Annotated in this window: 17 protein-coding genes; 9 read left to right on the top strand and 8 right to left on the bottom strand. The window is 66.4% G+C overall.

The window, feature by feature from the left end; all coding sequences use genetic code 11:
• Window positions 1–165: 165 nt before the first annotated feature.
• The 8 genes from AWB82_RS34340 to AWB82_RS34305 form a co-directional block, all read right to left on the bottom strand.
• Window positions 166–1,371, bottom strand: a complete 1,206-nt coding sequence (locus AWB82_RS34340; protein WP_086973730.1) for a beta-ketoacyl-[acyl-carrier-protein] synthase family protein — start codon at window positions 1,369–1,371, stop codon at window positions 166–168.
• A gap of 79 nt (window positions 1,372–1,450) precedes the next feature.
• The gene (locus AWB82_RS34335; protein ID WP_086973729.1) at window positions 1,451–2,173 is read right to left on the bottom strand and encodes a class I SAM-dependent methyltransferase; all 723 of its coding nucleotides are present in this window, start codon (window positions 2,171–2,173) and stop codon (window positions 1,451–1,453) included.
• Window positions 2,174–2,205: 32 nt separating this feature from the next.
• Window positions 2,206–3,018 (bottom strand): polysaccharide deacetylase family protein, encoded by an 813-nt coding sequence (locus tag AWB82_RS34330; protein WP_086973728.1) that lies wholly within the window; start codon window positions 3,016–3,018, stop codon window positions 2,206–2,208.
• Window positions 3,015–5,378, bottom strand: a complete 2,364-nt coding sequence (locus AWB82_RS34325; protein ID WP_086973727.1) for an MMPL family transporter — start codon at window positions 5,376–5,378, stop codon at window positions 3,015–3,017. Before AWB82_RS34325 ends, AWB82_RS34330 begins: the two co-directional genes overlap by 4 nt.
• Before the next feature lie 7 nt (window positions 5,379–5,385).
• Window positions 5,386–5,970 carry a LolA family protein gene (locus AWB82_RS34320; protein ID WP_086973726.1) on the bottom strand — a complete coding sequence of 195 codons (585 nt, stop codon included), beginning with the start codon at window positions 5,968–5,970 and terminating at the stop codon, window positions 5,386–5,388.
• Window positions 5,971–5,974: 4 nt separating this feature from the next.
• Window positions 5,975–6,949, bottom strand: a complete 975-nt coding sequence (locus tag AWB82_RS34315; RefSeq protein ID WP_200818269.1) for an LpxL/LpxP family acyltransferase — start codon at window positions 6,947–6,949, stop codon at window positions 5,975–5,977.
• A complete protein-coding gene (locus AWB82_RS34310; RefSeq protein WP_086973731.1) occupies window positions 6,946–8,655 on the bottom strand; it encodes an AMP-binding protein in 1,710 nt (569 codons plus the stop codon). Before AWB82_RS34310 ends, AWB82_RS34315 begins: the two co-directional genes overlap by 4 nt.
• Before the next feature lie 20 nt (window positions 8,656–8,675).
• Entirely contained in the window at window positions 8,676–9,329 is a 654-nt protein-coding gene (locus AWB82_RS34305; RefSeq protein WP_086973725.1) for a COG4648 family protein, read from the bottom strand.
• Window positions 9,330–9,369: 40 nt separating this feature from the next.
• On the opposite strand from AWB82_RS34305, the gene AWB82_RS38925 reads away from it, so the two are divergent.
• The 9 genes from AWB82_RS38925 to AWB82_RS34265 all read left to right on the top strand — a co-directional run bounded on the left by AWB82_RS38925 (window position 9,370) and on the right by AWB82_RS34265 (window position 18,048).
• Window positions 9,370–9,504 (top strand): hypothetical protein, encoded by a 135-nt coding sequence (locus tag AWB82_RS38925; RefSeq protein WP_268811055.1) that lies wholly within the window; start codon window positions 9,370–9,372, stop codon window positions 9,502–9,504.
• A 280-nt stretch (window positions 9,505–9,784) separates the two neighbouring features.
• A complete protein-coding gene (locus AWB82_RS34300) occupies window positions 9,785–10,045 on the top strand; it encodes a phosphopantetheine-binding protein (protein ID WP_008348277.1) in 261 nt (86 codons plus the stop codon).
• 84 nt (window positions 10,046–10,129) lie between these two features.
• Window positions 10,130–10,846 carry a 3-oxoacyl-ACP reductase FabG gene (fabG, locus tag AWB82_RS34295; protein WP_086973724.1) on the top strand — a complete coding sequence of 239 codons (717 nt, stop codon included), beginning with the start codon at window positions 10,130–10,132 and terminating at the stop codon, window positions 10,844–10,846.
• A 22-nt stretch (window positions 10,847–10,868) separates the two neighbouring features.
• Window positions 10,869–12,197, top strand: coding sequence for an NAD(P)/FAD-dependent oxidoreductase (locus tag AWB82_RS34290; RefSeq protein WP_086973723.1), 1,329 nt, complete (start codon window positions 10,869–10,871; stop codon window positions 12,195–12,197).
• Between the two features lie 72 nt (window positions 12,198–12,269).
• Complete coding sequence (locus AWB82_RS34285; protein WP_086973722.1) at window positions 12,270–13,079, top strand: lysophospholipid acyltransferase family protein; 810 nt, start codon at window positions 12,270–12,272, stop codon at window positions 13,077–13,079.
• Window positions 13,080–13,143: 64 nt separating this feature from the next.
• Window positions 13,144–13,911, top strand: a complete 768-nt coding sequence (locus tag AWB82_RS34280; protein ID WP_086973721.1) for a glycosyltransferase family 2 protein — start codon at window positions 13,144–13,146, stop codon at window positions 13,909–13,911.
• A gap of 280 nt (window positions 13,912–14,191) precedes the next feature.
• Window positions 14,192–14,917 carry a gluconate 2-dehydrogenase subunit 3 family protein gene (locus AWB82_RS34275; protein WP_086973720.1) on the top strand — a complete coding sequence of 242 codons (726 nt, stop codon included), beginning with the start codon at window positions 14,192–14,194 and terminating at the stop codon, window positions 14,915–14,917.
• 4 nt (window positions 14,918–14,921) lie between these two features.
• Entirely contained in the window at window positions 14,922–16,697 is a 1,776-nt protein-coding gene (locus tag AWB82_RS34270; RefSeq protein ID WP_086973719.1) for a GMC family oxidoreductase, read from the top strand.
• 16 nt (window positions 16,698–16,713) lie between these two features.
• Window positions 16,714–18,048: a c-type cytochrome gene (locus tag AWB82_RS34265; protein WP_407643073.1), complete on the top strand. Its 1,335-nt coding sequence runs from the start codon at window positions 16,714–16,716 to the stop codon at window positions 18,046–18,048.
• The last annotated feature ends 51 nt before the right edge of the window (window positions 18,049–18,099 follow it).

Genomic DNA, 18,099 nt, shown 5'->3' with positions numbered 1-18,099 from the left:
GTCCGGTGCGGCGGCGCTCGGCCGAGGGCAGGCTCGCGGGCGCGGGCAAGACGGTTTTCGCGGCGTCGCGCACGGTGCGCCCGGAGAGCACGTCGGCGGTGCAAGGCCAGTGGGCGAGCCCCGGACCGATCACGCCGACGCCTTCGATAAATGCACGCAATGGAGTCATGCCGATGCCGCTCCCTTGCGTCCGAATACGAGACTGCAGTTCGTCCCGCCGAAGCCGAACGAGTTGGACAGCACCGCGCGCAACGGCGCGGCGCGCGTCGTCAGCACGTAGTCGAGGCCGAGCGCCGCGTCCGGCTCGCTCGTATTGACGCCCGCCGGGATCATCCGATGCCGCAACGCGAGCGCGGCGATCACCGCTTCGAGCGCGCCGGCCGCGCCGAGCGTGTGCCCCGTCGCGCCCTTGGTCGAGCTGCACGGCACGCGGTCGAACAGGCTCGTCAGCGCGCGGCTTTCGGCGGCGTCGTTGCTGGGCGTCGCGGTGCCGTGCAGGTTCACGTAACCGATGTCGCGCGCAGCGAGACCGGCGCTCGCGAGCGCCTGTTCCATCGCGATGCGCGCGCCGAGTCCCTCGGGATGCGGCGACGACATGTGGTACGCATCGCTCGATTCGCCGATGCCGAGCAGCCGGATCGCGTCGTCGTCGGCGTAATCGGCCGAGTCGCGTTCGAGCAGCCCGAACGCCGCCGCCTCGCCGATGGAAATGCCGTCGCGCTTCACGTCGAACGGCCTGCACGGTCCCGGCGCGAGCAGTTCGAGCGAGTTGAAGCCGTAGAGCGTCGTGAGGCACAGCGTATCGACGCCGCCGACCACGGCCGCATCGAGCATGCCGGTTTCGAGCATGCGTCGCGCCGAGCCGAACACCTTCGCGCCCGACGAACACGCCGACGACACCGACGCCGCCGGCCCGCGCAGCCCAAAATACGCGCGCACGAAGGCGGCGAGCGAATAGGGATTGTGCGTGTTGGCGTAGTTGAAATCGGCGGGAAGCGCGCCGGTTTGCGCGTCGCGGCGCTGGTAGGCCCGCTCGGTTTCGAGAATCCCCGCCGTGCTCGTGCCCATGAACACGCCGACGCGCTGTGCGCCGTAACGCGCGATCGCTTCGCGGACGCGTTCGTCGAAGCCGTCCTGCGTCATCGCGAGTTGCGCGAGGCGGTTGTTGCGGCAGTCGAATGCGGCGAGATCCGCGCGCACCGGCGCGTCCTCGATGCCCGCGACGCGGCCCGTGTACGTACCGAGCGCCGCGCCTTCGAAGTCGCACGGCGCGAGTCCGCCGCGGGCGTCCGAAAGCGCGGCGAGCGTCGCATCGAGTCCGTGGCCCGCGCAACTCGTCGCGGTGAAATGCTTAAACAGAAGAGGGTTCACTACGGGCCCGTTTCCCAAAGTCCGGTGGCGTTCGATGCGATGAATTGTAACAAACCGGGTCTTTCGGACACCGCGCGGCTCAGCCGAGCGGACGCGCAATCAGCAGACGATTGGCGTCGTGCGCGCCGTTGCCCATCGGACGAGCCGACACCTGAAATCGTAGATCGCCGAGCAGCGCGAGCCATTGCGCTTCGCTGCGGACCGTGAGGCTGTTCGTGCGTCCCGAACGCGCGATCTGGATACCGAAATCGACGGCGCGATCGAGGCGCGCATGCCAGCCGGCGGCGGCATCGCTCACGCGCAGCAGGAGCACGCCGTCCGCAGCGAGGCTCGCGTGGACGCGGCGGAGGATCGACGCCTGCGCGTTCTCATCGACGTAATGGAGCACATCGCACGCGACGACGACATCGGCGTCGGGGAATGGCGCGACGCGAATGTCGTCGCATACGAAGCGGATGCGCGCCTCATGCGCCTGCAACGCGACACGCGCCCGGGCGACATCGCGCGGCGTCAGATCGATGCCATGAATCGACCGTGGCACGGGCGGCGCGGGCCAGCTCGCGGGCCACGCGCTTGCGCCGTGGTCGCGATGCCAGGCGTGTGCGCCGACGAGCCAGGCGGCGAGCAGACCCTGACCGCTGCCGAGATCGAGAATGCGCGCGTCATCGGGAATCAGGCCGTGCGCGAGGATATGCGCGAAGAACGGATCGTGGCGCAGCTTGGCCGATGCGTAGTGCCACGCGAATCGTCCGGCGGCGCGGTAAGGACGGCTGGCGGCTTCGATGAGCGCGGTCGGGACCATGCAAACGCGAGTGGACGATGGACTCGTGCAGTCTAGCCGACAATCGCCTCGCGCAAAGTCGCGGTGGCAAGGCCGCGATCCGCCGCCGCGCGCAACACCGTGTCGAGCGCGGCGAGCACGACGGGCGCGCCGTTCGCATCCATCGCGGCGTGGCCATCGTGGACGAGCAGAATGTCGCGCGCCGCGAATCCGTTCAGCAAACGTCGCGCGACGAGCGATGCATCGGCCGTGCGCGTATCGAAGCCGCGCCGCGTCCAGCTCGCGAGTTGCAGGCCGAGCGCGCACAGCACCGGTTCGAGAAACGGATTGCGCAGTCCCGCCGGCGCGCGAAAGAAGAGCGGCCTCACGCCTGCGATTTCTTCGAACGTCGTTTGCGCCGCGTCGATCTCGCGATGCAACGCGCGCGGTCCCATCAGCGAAAAGTTATGCCGATGCCGCTGGCTGTGATTCTCGACGGCGTGCCCGCGCGCGACGATCGCCTCGACGATGCGCGGGTACGTTCGCGCGCGCTCGCCGATGCAAAAGAACGTCGCCCGGGCGCGATGCGCATCGAGCAGATCGAGCACGCGCGGCGTAACGTCGGGATCGGGACCGTCGTCGATCGTGATCGCGATGCGCGCGCCCGCCGATTCGGGCAGCGTCGTCCAGTTGTGGCCGAGCAGGGCGCTTCTCGGCCAGAGTCCCGCCGCCGTCAGCGCGAGGTGCGACGCGATCACGCCGCCCGCCGCCCACGGCCACGTCGCGGGCGCGACGATCAGCGACGCGAGCGCGCCCGCATGCACGGCCGCCGCGCCGCCGATCAAGGGCGTCGGGGTCCATCGGCGCGGTTTGCCGGGCGCGTTCATCGTGAAAATGCCGAACGCGGCGCGAGGATCGCCGAGAACAGCAACGCCAGAATGGCGCCGGGGCCGACCGTCAGCCCGAAGGTCTTGAGCATCGGCACGTTGGAGAGCGCGAGCAGCCCGAAGCCGAGCACGGTCGCGAGATTCGCGATAACCAGCGACACGAGCGTTTGCGGCGAAATCGCGGCGTGCCCGGCGTGCGCGCGATAGTTGAAGAAGAGCGCATAGTTCGACCCGACCGCGACGATCAGCAGCATGCCGATCAGATGCAGGATGGTCAGCGACTTGCCCGCGAGCGCCAGCCCCGCGATCACGACGATCACGGCCGCGACGAGCGGCGCGAGCGTGCGCGCCGCGCGCACCGGCGAGCGCAGCGCGAGTACGAGCAGCACGACGATCGCGGCGAATCCGCCGAGCGACAGGCGGATGTCCTCGTGCACGTAGTTGCGGTAAAGGCGATCGGCTTCGGCTTTCATGTCGACGAAAAGCGCGTCGGGCACGCGCGAGGCCGACACCGCCGCGCGAATCGCGCGCGCCTGCACCTCCGAGTCCTGCGTCGCGCGCAAGGGCAGCATCGCGGTCCAGCGGCCGTCGCGTTCGGTGAGGAGCGAATCGACGGCGAGCGCCATCGACGTGCCGCGCAGATCGGCGCGTCGCAGAAGCGGTTGCGCGCGGGCGGCTTCGACATCGGCGATGAAAGGCTCGAAGACCTCGGGCTTCACGCGGATCGCCTGATCGCGCAGGGCGAGCGCGAGACGCGCGCGCAACGCATCGGCGGCGGGCAGGCTCGCGATGCGCGCGCGTTGCGCGGCGTCGCTCGGCAGATAGGCCGCCGGACTTTCGTAGCCGGCGATCACGTGGGCATCGACGAGCGGCTGCAACTGCCGCGCGACGGCCTCCGCGTGTTCGAGCGCGGCCTGCTCGCTCGCGGCCGGCACCACGACGAGATAGCGCACGTCCGGCGCGCCGACATCCGCGCGCAGACGTTCGTCGAGATCCTGGCTTGCTTGGGGCACGGGGCTGAGCGCGGACAACTCCTGACTCCACAGTCCGTGCCGCTGCATGAGCAGCGTGGCGAGCGCCGCGACGAGCAGCACCGCGAGCGCCACGCGCAAGTGCGACGCCCGCGCCGCCGCGCGCGCGAGGAGATTGCCGAGGCGCGAGACGTCGCGGATCGCGAAGCCTTGCGGCAACAGATGCGGCAGCACGAAGCGCGTGACGATGCCCGCCGTCGACAAACCGACGATCGAATACAGCCCGAGTTGCACGAGGCCCGGAAAGCCGGAGAAGAGCATCGACGCAAAGCCGCAGATCGACGTGAGCACGCCGAGACGAATCGTCGGCCAGAAGCCCGCGACCCAGTCCTTCAGCGATTCGCGCCGCGCCACACCGGCCGATTGCACGAAGAGATAGATCGAATAATCGACGGCCTCGCCGATGAGCGTCGTGCCGAAGCCGAGCGTGAGTCCGTGCACGGTGCCGAACGCGAGGCTCACGGCGGCCACGCCCGCCGCGACGCCCGAGAGCACGGGCATCAGGCCGAGCAGCAAAGTCGGCACCGAGCGATACACCGCGAGCAGCAACACGACGATCAGCACGACGCTTGCCGCCGACAACCAGCGCACGTCGCGCATGATCGTGTCGCGGGTTTCGACGCCGATGACGCCCGGCCCGGTCATCAGCAGGCGATACGGCGTCGCGCCCGGCGCCGCCTGCGCGAACGCGGCGCGGATCGCGGCCATTGCGCTCGCTTGCGCGTCGGTGTCGGAACCGGCGCTCGCGGTCTGCGCGAGCAATACGGCGCGCGTGCCGTCGCGCGATGCCCACGCGCCGCCGTGCATCGCGGGTTGCGCGCCGCTATCCAGCCGGCTGACGAGCGCAGTGACTTCGCCGGTCGGATCGTGCGGCAGCAAGTCTTTCATCATCATGCCGGCGGACGAGGCGAGCAGATCGAGGCTGTCGGCGAGCGCGTCTTTCAGGCCGGCTCCGTCGAAGCGCTCGGGTGTCACCAAAGGACTCAGTTGATAGCGATGCTCGAACACGAAACGCTCGTCGCGCGCCGCGCCGACGGGCTCGCCGTTATTGATCGCCGAAAAGCGCTTGTCCTCGCGCAGCTTCGCCGCGACCTTGCGCGAGATGTCCGCGCGAGCGTTCGCATCGCCGCCCTCGATGCCGACGAGAATCAGCCGCGACACGAGCCCGTCGCGCAACTGCTCGACGAGCACGCGCTGCTGTTCGCTCGGCGAGCGCGGCAGGAACGCGGAGAGATCGGCGGTGAAGCTCGCCCGCGCGATGACGCCCATGCACGCCGCGAGAAAGCACAGCCAGACAACGACCGCAGGCTGACGAAAAGCCGCGCGCATGCCGTGTTCAGTGCGCCGACGCGTCTTGCAGGCGCATCAGCGAACGGTCGCCGTCGGCCTGTCTGATCTCCACGCGCGCGAGCGCCGCGCCCGTGCCCGCGAGCGTGATCGAGCTGACTTTCTGGCGCATGCGCGAATCGATCGGCACGAGTGTCAGCGTCCAGTCGTCGCCTCGGCCGGCGATCTGCACTTTGTACGCGTTTTCCAGCGCGAAGCGGTTGCCCGCGAGCGTCGCACGAATGCTTTCGATGAACGCGCCCAGTTCCGGATAATTGCGCAGCGGAATCGTGACCTTGCGGCCGTTGCGATCGACCGTGAGCATGTCGCCATCGACCACGAGATTCTCCGGCTTCGGGCTGACCGTGTGCTTTTCCAGATGATCGGGCGCGGCGAACAAGAGTTCGCCGGACGATTCGAGCGGCTCCTGCGCGATCTTCAGATACCGCGTCTCGGTGAAATGTGCGCGCCCCGATTTCTTTGCGCCGAGCGTGTTCATCAGGCGATCGAGCGTCCAGGGCGCGTCGGCGGCGACGCTGATCGTCGATGCGGCCGACAGCAAGGCGGCCGTCAAAACGGCGGCGAAAACTCGCATAAGCTCAGGAATCCCTCGTCGCTTCCCGCAGACGCGCCGCGCTCGCCTGAGCGGGTTCCCGCGCGGCGTTGGCCTGCCAGAAGTCGAAATAGTTGAACCAGTTGTACGGCGCCGCGCGGCAATACTTTTCGAGCAGCTCGACATAGCGCGTGAGCGCGGCATCGACGGCGGCGGCGCGCTCGCCGCGCTCGATCTTCGAGAAATCGGCGAGCGTTTCGAAGTGGATGTCGTAACGATTGCCGCCGAGATACAGCCCCGTCATGAAGACGACCGGACGGCGCAGCACCGCCGCCATATGCAGCGGGCCGAGCGGAAACGCGGCGCTCGCGCCGAGAAAATCGCGTTGCCCGAGCGCGTCGCCCCCCTGGCGCAGCGTGCGGTCCGCGAGAATGCCGACGAGACTGCCCGCATCGAGCCGCTCGCGCACTTTCAGCATCGCGTCGACCTTGCCGAGGCCGATCACGTCGTGATGCGCGGCCGGATTCACGGCGGCGAGAATCGCGTTGATCTTGCGCGCGTTCTCCTCGTACATCGTGATCGCGATGCGGATATGCGGCTGCGCCCGGCCGATCGCGCGCACCACTTCGAAGCTGCCGAGATGCGCGCCCATCAAAAACGCGCCACGTCCGCCCGCGAGCGCGGCCTCGACATCTTCGACACCGTGCGTACGGATATCGAACAGATCGAAGCGCTCGTTGAGCAGATAGATACGGTCGTGAATCGTCGACGCGAACGAGAAAACGTGCCGATAACCGTCGCGCCAGCCCGCATGCCGCCCGAGCGCGCGGTTCAGAAAACCCCGCGACGCACGCCGCGCGCGCGGCGCGAACACCACGAAATACGCGGTGATGATCCGCAGCAGCACGCGCCCGATGCGCCGCCCGAAGCGCAGCGACACCCACGTCATGAAGCGCAGCAACGCGAAGTTGCTGCGTTCCTGGCGCTCGGCCCAGTCGTCGCGGTTGCGCGGCTTGTTCACGATGCGTGCATGTCCGTGGCGCTCGTCGTCGATCCTGCGGAGGGCGCCGCGAGCGCGCCGCTTGCCACCGCACGCTCGCCCGCGCGAATCGTGAAGCGGATCGCGCCGCTCGCCGCCGTTTCATAGGCGATGTCGAGCGACTCGCCCGGTTGCGCCGGGCTCAGGAATTTCGCCGATTCGATCCGGCACGCGTCGAAATTTTGGCCGAGCGCGGAGCCGATCGCGTCGAGCGCGTGATCCAGCAGCACGACGCCCGGCACGATCGGATGGCCGGGAAAATGTCCGGCGAGCGCGGGATGGTCCGGCGGCACCGTGAAGCTCAGCGCCGCGCGCCGCTTGCGTTCCTGTTCGATCAGTTGCGTGAGCACGTCGCGCGGCAGCTTGCCGGTGGCGTTGCGCGGCAGCGTGTCGACGAACAGCAGCGGACGCGGCATGAACGCGGCGTCGATACGCTCGCGCAAGGCGCGCTGCACCTCCGCCGCCGCGAGCTTCGGCGCGACGACGAGCGCCATCAGACGGCGCACGGGTTCGCTATCGGCACCGGTTTCGTCGGGCATGTAGAACACGCCGTCGACCACGCCCGGCACCGCGTTCAGTTGATGATTCAAATACGCGAGCGACGTGCGCTTGCCCGCGATGTTGATCAGATCCGCCTTGCGCCCGTGCAGCAGAAAATGCGTGTCGTCGATGAGTTCGAGCGCGTCGCCCATCGGCACCGGCGCTTCGACGTGACCGCCCGACGCCCACATCGTCGGTTCGCCGCTATCGCTGGCGTCGTCCGCGCGCGGGGTCAGCGCGATGTCAGGAAACAGCTCCCACGCGGCGGTGCGCGCGGTGCGGCGCGTCGCGATCTGGCCGGTTTCGGTGCTGCCGTAGATTTCCATCAGCGGCGCGTCGAGGCGCGCTTCGGCATCGAGCGCGAGCTTTTCCGATAGCGGCGCGGTCGCCGACAGCACGAGCGACGCGCGCGGCAACGCATCCTCGTTGGCGAAGAGCGCGCGCAGATGGATCGGCGAACTTACGAGCACGCGCGGCTCGGGCACGGCGTCGAGTTCCGCGCGGATATCGACGGGATAGAACGGCTGGCGGTTGCTGAACGCGAGGCCGCCGATAAGCGCGAGCAGCACGGTCGATTCGAAGCCGTACATGTGCTGCGGCGGCACGGTGCCGATGAGCGTCGCGCGGTTTTCGCCGAGCAGACCGAGCAGGCCGAGCCGTTCGGCGGCGGCGCGCACGTTCTTCACCAGGAATCCCCACGTCTTGCGATGCGGCACCGGCACGCCGGTCGAGCCGGACGTGAACACGTAAGCGACGACCCGCGCGCCGTCGATTTGCGGAACCTTCGCTTCGCCGGACACGCGCTTCGCCGCCGTTGGCGGGTATCGAAAGCGCGGCAGGTCGATGGCGCATTCGTCGTTGTCGTGCAGGCAGAACGCGTCGGGCGCGAACGAGGCGAGGGCGCGCACCATTTCCGGCGTGTGCGTCGACGGCAGCAGGCTCGTCTTGCCGGCGACCAGCGTCGCGCACAGGCTCACCGTGAAGCGATAGCGATCCGTGCACACGTTGAACACATGCCCGCCTTCGGGCAGCGCATCGGCGAGCGCGTGGACGTCGGCGAGAAACTCGCGCACGGCGACGCTTTCGCCGTCGCGCCAGGCGATCGTCTGATCCGGCGATGCGTGGAAAACCAGCGGAAAAGTCTGCATGTGCGATGAGTTCGACGACATCACTGCGCCCCGCCGCGACGCATCTGCATCGAATGGATGTAGGCGCGAACGGCGTCCATGATGCTCGACGGCTCCATGTCCGGCAGCGCGATGCGGCGGCACGCATATTCGGCGACGAACATCAGCCCGACGAGCGGCAGCGCGAGGTAATTGGCGAACGTGGACCACGCGACGATCGACGCGAACGCGAACAGCATCGTCGATACGAACGCGGTCGCGATGAAGAACAGCGTCCAGGCCACGGTGACGCGCCGCGTATAGCCGGCGACGCGCGCTTCGATCCTGCCGTGGACCATGGTCGCGAACTGCGTGCAGAGCGGCTCGCGGCCCGGCACGAGCGTGCGGCCGAACATCCACGCGAGCGCGAGATTGAAACTCGCGTGCTCCAGCCACAGTCCCCAGCCAAAATGCACGGTGAGCGGCGCGCGTGCGAGCCAAAACGCGACGCACCCGAGCGCCCACAACGGCAGCAGCCACGCGCGCGCGTTCGAGCGCACGGCGGCGTTCAGCGCGACGAGCAGAAGCGGCGCGAGCACGAGCGCGAGGCCCAGCCCGTGCGCGCCCGGCGTGGACGCGGCGTGATGCGCGGCAAGCTGATACGCGACGATCGCGGCCACGACACCCGCCGCGCGCAGGAAGCGGGCGGCGTTCATCGGCGCGCTCCCGCCACACGCGAAAGCCGCCCGGAAGACGATGGTCGAAGGAAAAAAATACGCAACATGGGACGCGGCTGCGGCGTTCTTTACTGAACGCTCGGTTAATGAACAAAATTCGGCAGTCGCCCGCCTGACGATCATTTTCCCGCGCGGATGCGCGACCGGTCTGTAACCGATTGTTCGATGATCTTACATTCGTCAGACGCGCGGATTTTACCCTACCGGCGCGGGGGTCCCGGCCTGCGGGGAAATCACTGATTTTTCTCAAAATTACACTGGCGCTGCCTGTTGTACGGCCCGTTACCTTTCCTACTAGGCGTCCCAGAGGGCTTCGTCTAGAATTTCGCCACTGCACTTATCTCGATAATAGGCGGCCGACGGCGTGCGAAGTGCACGGGGCGCACGTCTACCGAGCCGCCCTTGGCGCGTTTTTGCGCTGGCAAGCACACACGATGAATGAACTGGAAAGAGAGCTCGCCGAGCTGATCGTCGCCGAACTGAATCTCGAAGACGTCGATCCCAAGGCCGTCTCGGCCGACACGCGGTTGTATGAAGAAGGCTTCGGGCTCGATTCCATCGACATCCTGGAGATCGCGCTCCTGATCTCGAAGAAGTACGGCTTCGAGCTGCGCTCGGACAATCCGGACAATCAGAAGATCTTCGCCAGCCTTGGCGCGCTCGCGGCGCACGTCGCCGCGCATCGCACGCGATAAGGCGGGGCGCGGCTCCAACGACGCGCACGCCCGTGCGCCACGAGAAACGGACAAGCCCATGCAATCGATGACGGAAGCCAGCCCATGCGCGCGCTGGTGACAGGCGGCAGCGGCGCGATCGGACAGGCCATCGGCCGCTCGCTGGGCGCGGCCGGACACGAAGTCTGGATTCACGCGAACGGTGGCATCGAGCGCGCTGAAAGCTGCGTGCAAGCTATTCGCGCGGCGGGCGGCACGGCGCATGCAATCGCCTTCGACGTGACCGATCCCGACGCCACCGGCGCCGCGCTCGCGCGCATCCTCGAAGACGGCCCCGTGCAGATTCTGGTGAACAACGCGGGCATCCACGACGACGCGCCGATGGCCGGCATGACGCGCGAGCAATGGAAACGCGTGCTCGACGTCACGCTCGACGGTTTTTTCAACGTCACGCAGCCGCTTCTGATGCCGATGATCCGCACGCGCTGGGGACGCATCGTCAATATGTCGTCGCTGTCGGGGCTGATGGGCAATCGCGGGCAGGTGAACTACGCGGCCGCGAAGGCCGGGCTGATCGGCGCGACGCGGGCGCTCGCGCAGGAACTCGCGTCGCGCGGCATCACGGTGAACGCGGTCGCGCCCGGCGTGATCGATTCGCCCATGCTCGGCGACGCCTTTCCGCCCGAGCGCATCAAACAACTCGTGCCGGCGCAGCGCGCGGGCACGGCGGAAGAAATCGCGGGCATGGTCGCGTATCTGGTGTCGGATGCGGCGGCTTATGTCACCGGACAGGTTTTGTCGATCAACGGCGGAATCGCTTGAACAGCAGGCTTGAGGGAAGCAGATGAGTGAATCCACGCAAACCTGGGATGTCGTCGTGATCGGCGGCGGACCGGCCGGTTCGACCGCGGCGACGTTGCTCGCCGATCGCGGCTATCGCGTGCGCGTACTGGAGAAGGCGCGGCATCCGCGTTTTCATATCGGCGAGTCGCTGTTGCCGGCCAATTTGCGGCTCTTCGAAAAGCTGGGCGTCGCCGATGAAGTGCGCGCTATCGGCATGGTCAAGCTCGCGGCCGAGTTCGTCTCGCCGCAGCACGACAATCGCACGCAGCGCTTCCTCTTCGCCGATGCGTGGGACAAGTCGATGCCGAGCGCGTATCAAGTGCGCCGCTCGGCGCTCGACGACATCCTGTTGCGCAACGCGGCGAAGCACGGCGCGCACGTGAGCGAAGGCTGCCGCGCGCGCGATGTCGCGTTCGCGCCGGACGGTTCGGGCGCGACGATCGACGCGGAGCACGACGATGGCCGCAGCGAGGCGCTGCGTGCGCGTTTCGTCGTCGATGCTTCCGGGCGCGACACGCTGCTCGCGAATCACTTCAAGACGAAGCGCCGCAACGAGCGGCACAACTCGTCGGCGCTCTACGGCCATTTCCGCGACGCGCGCCGCAACGAGGGCGAGAACGAAGGCAACATCACCGTGTTCTGGTTCGAGCACGGCTGGTTCTGGTTCATCCCGCTCGCGGACGGCGCGACGAGCGTCGGCGCGGTCGTGTGGCCTGCGTATCTGAAGCAACGTCCGAAGGGCAGCTCGGTCGAGACGTTCTTTCGCGACACCATCGCGTTGTGCGCGCCGCTCGCCGAGCGCCTGGAACACGCCGAACTGATCAGCGAAGTCCACGCGACCGGCAACTATTCGTATACCGGCGACATGACGCACGGACGCAACTTCCTGCTGCTCGGCGATGCGTTCGCGTTCATCGATCCGGTGTTCTCGTCCGGCGTGATGCTCGCGATGCAGAGCGCGTTTGCCGGCGCGCAGGCGATCGACGCGGCGCTCTCGAATCCCGCGAACGCGCAGGCCGCGCTCGCGAAGTTCGACCGCGACGTGCGTCACGGCCCGCGCGAGTTCTCATGGTTCATCTACCGCATGACTTCGCCGACGATGCGCAATCTCTTCATGGGCCCGAAGAATCCGCTGCGCATGAAGGAGGCGCTGCTGTCGCTGCTCGCGGGCGACATCTTCGGCACGACGCCGATCTGGCATTCGCTGCGCGCGTTCAAGGGCATCTATTACATCGCGGCCGCGCTCGACTGGCGCAATTCGCTGCGCGCGTATCGCCAGCGCCGCCGCAATCTGCGCGATGCGCAACGCGCGGAGCTATCGGCCAATTGATCACGACGCCGGCAATGCGCGCGTGGCGCCTCGCGTTCTTGCCGTTGCTCGCCGCGAATCGGGTGGCGGGCGATGAGTGACGCCCATCGGAAAATCGGCGGCGCGGGCGAGAAAGTATCGCTTGCGGGCGCGCTCGAATCCGCCTGGCAATGCGTTGCGTTTTATTTTGCGCTCGTCGTGCTCGCGCTCGTGTGCCTCGCGTGGTGTCCGTTCGCGTGGGTCTTGAGGCGCGTGTCGAGCGCCGATGCCGGGCGGCGCGTCGGACGCACCGCCGTGCAGCGCGTGTGGCACGGCTATTTCGCGCTGCTGCGCACGCTCGGCGCATGCCGCTTCGATCTCTCCGAACTCGACGCGCTCGCGGGCCAACCCGCGATGATCCTCGCGCCGAATCATCCCTGTCTGCTCGATGCGCTGCTGATCGCCTCGCGCGTGCCCGACACCTGCTGCGTCATGAAGGGCGATGTCGCCGGCAACCCGTTTCTCGGGCCGGGCGCGCTGCTCGCGGGCTATATCGTCAACGACACGTCCGTCGGGCTGGTCCGCGCCGCCGTCGCCGAGTTGCAGCGCGGTTCGCCGCTGCTGCTGTTTCCCGAAGGCACGCGCACCGCGAATCTGTCGGTGAATCCGTTGAAGGGCGGCATCGCGCTGATCGCGGCGCGCGCGCAGGCGCCCGTGCAGACGCTCATCATCGAGACGGATTCGGGCTTCCTCGGCAAGGGCTGGCAGATTTTCCGGAAGCCCGCGTTGCCCATCACCTACCGCGTGACGCTCGGCCGACGCTTCGCACCGCCGGCACGCGATCACGCCGCGTTGCAGGCGTTCATCGCCGAATTGCAGCGCTTCTATGCCGGCGAGCTCGACTCGCATCGTCCGCGCGACTGAAAGCGGTGACGTCGGCAGACGTTAAAATTCGTCGTATTTCTTTCCTCCGGTTCCGTTTTTCCCAATGCCTTCGACACGCGCATCGTCCACGCATCTCGTCCTCATTCCGAGCTACAACCCCGGCGAGAAAGTCGATGAAACCGTGCGCGGCGCGCGTGAGCAGTGGAATCCGGTGTGGGTCGTGGTCGACGGCAGCACCGACGGCAGCGCCGAACGCCTCCTTCGAATGGCCGAAGCCGATGCGGGCCTGCGCGTGATCGTGCTGCCGGAGAATCGCGGCAAGGGCGCGGCGATCCTCGCGGGCATCGACGAAGCCGCGAAGCTCGGCTTCACGCACGCGCTGACGATGGACTCGGACGGTCAGCATCCCGCCGCGCTCATCGGCGAATTCATGGAAACGTCGATGAACGCGCGTGACGCGATGATCCTCGGCCGCCCGAAGTTCGACGCGAGCGCGCCGCAATTGCGCGTGCAGGGACGGCGCATCTCGAACGGCTGGGCGAATCTCGAAACGCTGTGGATGGGCATCGGCGATTCGCTATACGGCTTTCGCGTCTATCCGATCGCGCCGCTCGCCGCGCTGATGCGCAGGCAGACCTGGATGCGCCGCTTCGACTTCGATCCCGAAGCGGTGGTGCGCTTGTGCTGGCGCGGCGTGCGCCCGATCAACCTCGACGCGCCCGTCCGGTACTTCACGCCGGAAGAAGGCGGCGTCTCGCATTTTCACTATGGTCGCGACAACGCGCTGCTGACCTGGATGCACGCGCGGCTTTTTCTGGGTTTCGTGATGCGTTTGCCGCTTCTCGTCTGGCGGCGCGTGGCCGGGCATTGAACTGTCCGGCCTGACTCGACCGTGCACAGCCACGGTTCGCGTTTCAGCATGGCGCGATCTCCCCGCAAGATCTTTCTTGATTGAAGTGGACTATCACATTCGGCGTTTGCAGTTTTTCCACACTATCTCGTTTTAACCCTGCGCATAATTCAAAAACATCAAAAGATACGATCGCATGGGCTAGCGCGCCAGTCCGTCGACTCGCTTTGCTTGTGGTGACTGCGGTTGCAAATTCGCACTACTTATCAACAAGAAAACCGCGCTTCAACGGGAACAAACCATGTCCAATAATCACGAGCCGCGCCGTCGCTTCTTGCGGCAGGTGCTCGCCATCGTGCCTGCCGCGAGCGTCGCGTCCGGTGCGGCACTGACACAAGCCGCATGCAGCCCCTCGTCGGGCAAGGCGGATACGCCGGCGCGCGTCGACTACCATCCCGTATATCTTCAGACAGCCGAGTGGCGCTTCCTTCTCTCCGCCGTCGATCGCCTGATTCCCGAAGACGAATACGGGCCCGGCGCGCTGAAGGCAGGCGTGCCCGAGTTCATCGACAGGCAGATGGAAACGCCCTACGGCTACGGCAAGCTTTGGTACATGCAGGGGCCATTTCACTCGGATCTGCCGCCTGAACTCGGCTATCAGCTCAATCTCGCGCCGCGCGACATCTATCGACTCGGCATCAAGGCTTGCGACGACTGGTGTGCACAGCAGTATCAAGGCAAGTCTTTCTCCCAGCTCGGCGTCGCCGAACAGGAAGCCATCCTCATGAAAATGGAGCAAGGGCAGATCGAATTCGACGCGGTGCCGTCGAACGTCTTCTTCTCGTATCTGCTCAAGAACACCAAGGAGGGCTTCTTCTCCGATCCGATCTACGGCGGCAACAAGGACATGGCCGGCTGGAAGATGATCGGCTTTCCGGGCGCGCGCGCGGCCTTCGGCGACTGGATCGATCGTCCGAACGTGAAATTTCCCTATGGTCCCGTTTCGATCGACGGCAGGAGAGCGTAAGAAGATGGCGATCAAGAAGAATAAAGTAAATTGCGTGATCGTCGGCTTCGGCTGGACCGGAGCAATTTTCGCGCAGGAACTGACCGATGCGGGCCTCGATGTCGTCGCTCTCGAACGCGGCAACATGCGTGACACGCCGACGGACGCCGAATATCCCAAGGTGATCGACGAGCTGGCCTACCAACAGCGCGGCAAGTTGTTTCAGCCTCTCGCGGGCGAAACGGTCACGATCCGCCACGGCGTCGACGACCTGGCGGTGCCGTATCGCCAGTACGGCTCCTTTCTGCTCGGCAACGGCGTGGGCGGCGCGGGCTTCCACTGGAACGGCATGCACTACCGCATCCTTCCGGAAGAGTTGGAACTGCGCACGCGCTACGAGCAACGCTACGGCAAGAAATTCATCCCCGACGGCATGACGGTGCAGGACTTCGGCGTGAGCTATGAAGAACTTGAGCCGCATTTCGATTTCGCGGAAAAAGTGTTCGGCACTTCAGGCAAGGCGGGCAATCTCAACGGGCAGATTCAGGCGGGCGGCAACCCGTTGGAAGCGCGCCGCACGAGCGATTACCCGACACCGCCGCTTACGAACACTTACGGCGCGCAACTCTTCGAGAAGGCGGCGCGCGACGCGGGTTTTCATCCGTATCACGCGCCCGCGGCGAACGCTTCCACGCCGTACACGAATCCGTATGGCGTGCGGCTCGGGCCGTGTAACTTCTGCGGCTTCTGCGAGCAGTTCGGCTGTTATATGTATTCGAAGGCATCGCCGCAGACCACCATCCTGCCGGTGCTGCTCAAGAAGCCGAACTTCGAGCTGCGCACCAACGCCTACGTAACGCGCGTGCTGCTCGACTCCGACAAGAAGCGCGCGACCGGCGTCACTTACATCGACGCACAGGGCCGTGAAGTCGAACAGCCCGCGGATATCGTGATCGTCGCCGCGTTCCAGATGCATAACGTGCGTCTGTTGCTGATGTCGGGCATCGGCAAGCCTTACGATCCGAAGACGGGCGAGGGCGTGGTCGGCAAGAACTATGCGTATCAGATGAACGGCGCCGTCAACGTGATGCTGCCCAAGGGCGAAATGATGAATCCGTTCATCGGCACGGGCGCCGGCGGCGTCTCCCTCGACGACCTCAACGGCGACCAGTTCGATCACGGCCCGCTCGGCTTCCTCGGCGGCGCGAACATTCGTCATGTCACCTACAGTGGCCGCCCGATCAATTTCACGCCGACCGTGCCGGGCACGCCGGCCTGGGGCAGCAAATGGAAGGCCGGCGTGACGGACGCCCATCAGCGTTTTCTCACCATCGGCATTTCAGGTTCGGTGATGCCTTACCGCGATGCGTATCTCGACCTCGATCCGACTTATCGCGACGCGCACGGCCTGCCGCTCTTGCGCATGACTTTCGACTGGCACGACAACGAATACGCGATGCTCGGCTACATGGGCACTCGCATGGAGGAAGTCGCGCGGGCGATGAAGCACGAGTCGTATTCCAAGTCGATCCGTAAGAAGGGCGACCATTACGACACGCGCGCCTATCAGTCCACGCACACGACCGGCGGCGCGATCATGGGCTCGTCGCCGCAAACGAGCGTCGTGAACAAGTATCTCCAGAGCTGGGACGTGCATAACGTGTTCGTCACGGGCGCGTCCGCGTTTCCGCAGAACATGGGCTACAACCCGACAGGGCTCGTCGCCGCGCTCGCCTTCCACGCGGCGAAGGCGATCCGCGAGCAATATCTGAAGCATCCGGCTCCGCTGGTGCAGGCTTGAGGAGACGGCGATGAACATGAAAAGACTCACGGCGGCACTGGTGTCGTCGGCAATCGTCGCGGGCGCGGCGTGGGCTGCGCTGGCTTTCGCAGATGGCGCGAATAGCGCGGCATCGGCGCCCGGCGGCGCGGACAAGCAGTTGATCGAGCGTGGACGCTATCTCGCCCAGGCGGGCGATTGCGCCGCATGCCACACCACGAAGGGCGGCAAGCCGTTCGCGGGCGGCGTCGGCATCGACTCGCCCGTCGGCATGATCTATTCGGGCAACATTACGCCGGACAAGGAAACGGGCATCGGCGACTATACGCTCGAACAGTTCGATCGCGCCGTGCGGCAGGGCATCGCGAAAGATGGCTCGACGCTTTATCCCGCTATGCCATACGTGTCGTTTGCGACGGTCCAGCCCTCGGATGTGAAAGCGCTCTACGCCTATTTCATGAACGAGGTTCAGCCCGTCTCGCAGGCGAACCGCGCAACCGGCATTCCCTGGCCGCTCTCGATGCGCTGGCCACTGCGTTTCTGGCGCATGATGTTCGGGGCCACGCCCGTCACCGGAGATTTACCGGCCAGCGCCGGACCGGTCGAGCGCGGGCGCTACCTCGTGGCCGGGCTCGGCCATTGCAGCGAGTGCCATACGCCGCGCGGCATGGGCCTGCAGATGGAGACGATCAGCGATGCCAATCCGCTGTACCTGTCGGGCGGCGTGGTCGACGGATACTTCGCGAAGAGCCTTCGCGGCGACTCGAAGGACGGTCTCGGCACGTGGAGCCAGGCGGATATCGTCGCGTTCCTGAAAAGCGGGCGCACTTCCCATGCGGCGGCGTTCGGCGGCATGAAGGACGTGATCCAGGACAGCACGCAGCACATGGACGATGCCGATCTGACCGCGATCGCGAGCTATCTGAAGACGCTTACGCCCGTACATAAGGCACAAGCGCCGCTGACAGCCGACGATACCGCCACGCTCAAGCTGCGCGCCGGTACCGCCACGAGCAACGGCGAGCTGACGTATCTCGACAACTGCGCGGCGTGTCACCGCACGAGCGGTGCGGGCTACGGCGGGACGTTCCCGATGCTCGGCCTGAATCCGGTCGTGAATTCGGACAATCCGAGCTCGCTCATCACGCTGGTGCTGAAAGGCGGACAAATGCCCTGGACCCAGGCCGCGCCGACGCATTACGGCATGCCGGGCTTCGCGGACCGCCTGACCGACCGCGATATCGCCGATGTGCTGACCTTCGTGCGTTCAAGCTGGGGCAATCGCGCACCGGCGGTGACGGACGCTCAGGTCAAAACGCTGCGCAAGACGACGGGGGCGAAAGCTCCGCCGAACCGGCCGGAAAACGGCTAACCACGCGGCTGACCGTCCTCTGGACGTCGCGGCAGGCGCACAGCGTGCGCC

This window comes from Caballeronia glebae (genome assembly GCF_001545035.1).
Taxonomy (GTDB): domain Bacteria; phylum Pseudomonadota; class Gammaproteobacteria; order Burkholderiales; family Burkholderiaceae; genus Caballeronia; species Caballeronia glebae.
Note: the sequence above shows the minus strand (reverse complement) of the source record. Positions and strands in the feature narration are given on the sequence as shown.